This window comes from Roseateles sp. P5_B10 (assembly GCF_056400485.1).
Genome location: NZ_JBFULE010001451.1, coordinates 1 through 729, shown reverse-complemented (window position 1 = coordinate 729; position 729 = coordinate 1). Strand labels below are relative to the sequence as shown.

The 729-nt window shown below is 59.4% G+C and carries 1 protein-coding gene; it reads left to right on the top strand.

Annotated elements, in window-relative coordinates; translation table 11 throughout:
• The first annotated feature begins 117 nt into the window (after positions 1 to 117).
• A complete protein-coding gene (locus tag AC1DU6_RS33920) occupies positions 118 to 432 on the top strand; it encodes a hypothetical protein (RefSeq protein ID WP_439090938.1) in 315 nt (104 codons plus the stop codon).
• Positions 433 to 729: the final 297 nt, after the last annotated feature.

The window sequence follows — 729 nt, the reverse complement described above, 5'->3', positions numbered from 1 at the left end:
GTGTAAATTAGGGCGTCATTAGTGATGCTTATGCACGCGCTCCCGATTGTTGTGACGAACAACGCGATATCAACCACACTCGTGCAGGCTCAGAGCTTCATAGGCTGAGCCATTGTAATGAGCGTTCTCGAAGACCTCACCGATGCGACCACGTCGGAACTGTCCGACGAACTGATCTTCCAGATCGCCTCGGCTTCCAGCCCCGAGCAGCGCAAATACGCGGCTGACCTTTTCCGGCATTTCGCCAAACAGCTCGAATTCGAGTCCTATCGGCGCGGGCAGCAGAGCATGGCTGTTCCACAGCTTCCGTCGCCGGCCATGATTATCGATGCGACGCCCGGCCAGGGCGAAGCGCCCACGATCCAGCCATCAGATGACCCCGGCGATGACCCGTCCGTCGGTCTGATCCCGCCGGTGCGCTGGCAGGATTGACCGCGGCGCGACAGTTTTACGTCAGATCCGTTGCTTCCTACCGATTGGCTTAACCATTCGCAGGCCAAATGAGTCGCGAGTGATTCGAGCGTTGCAATCGTGAAGAGCGGGCGTCCCAGTGAGTGTAGTAATCCCATTCCCCATGCGCGTAGCGGCCCCCCAGGCCGATGAGTGTGAAATCGATCTGCTGAGCGCCGTCGATCTGGCGATCCGCGATCTCCGCGAAATCTCCCAGACCGCCAACGACATCGCGCAGGCACGTGCGCGTGAATGCCTGGCCATGCTGGAAAGCGCCTA

Excerpts from the sequence above, each read along its gene's own strand:
- AC1DU6_RS33920 (WP_439090938.1), top strand. The coding sequence starts at position 118 with ATGAGCGTTCTCGAAGACCTCACCGATGCGACCACGTCGGAACTGTCC.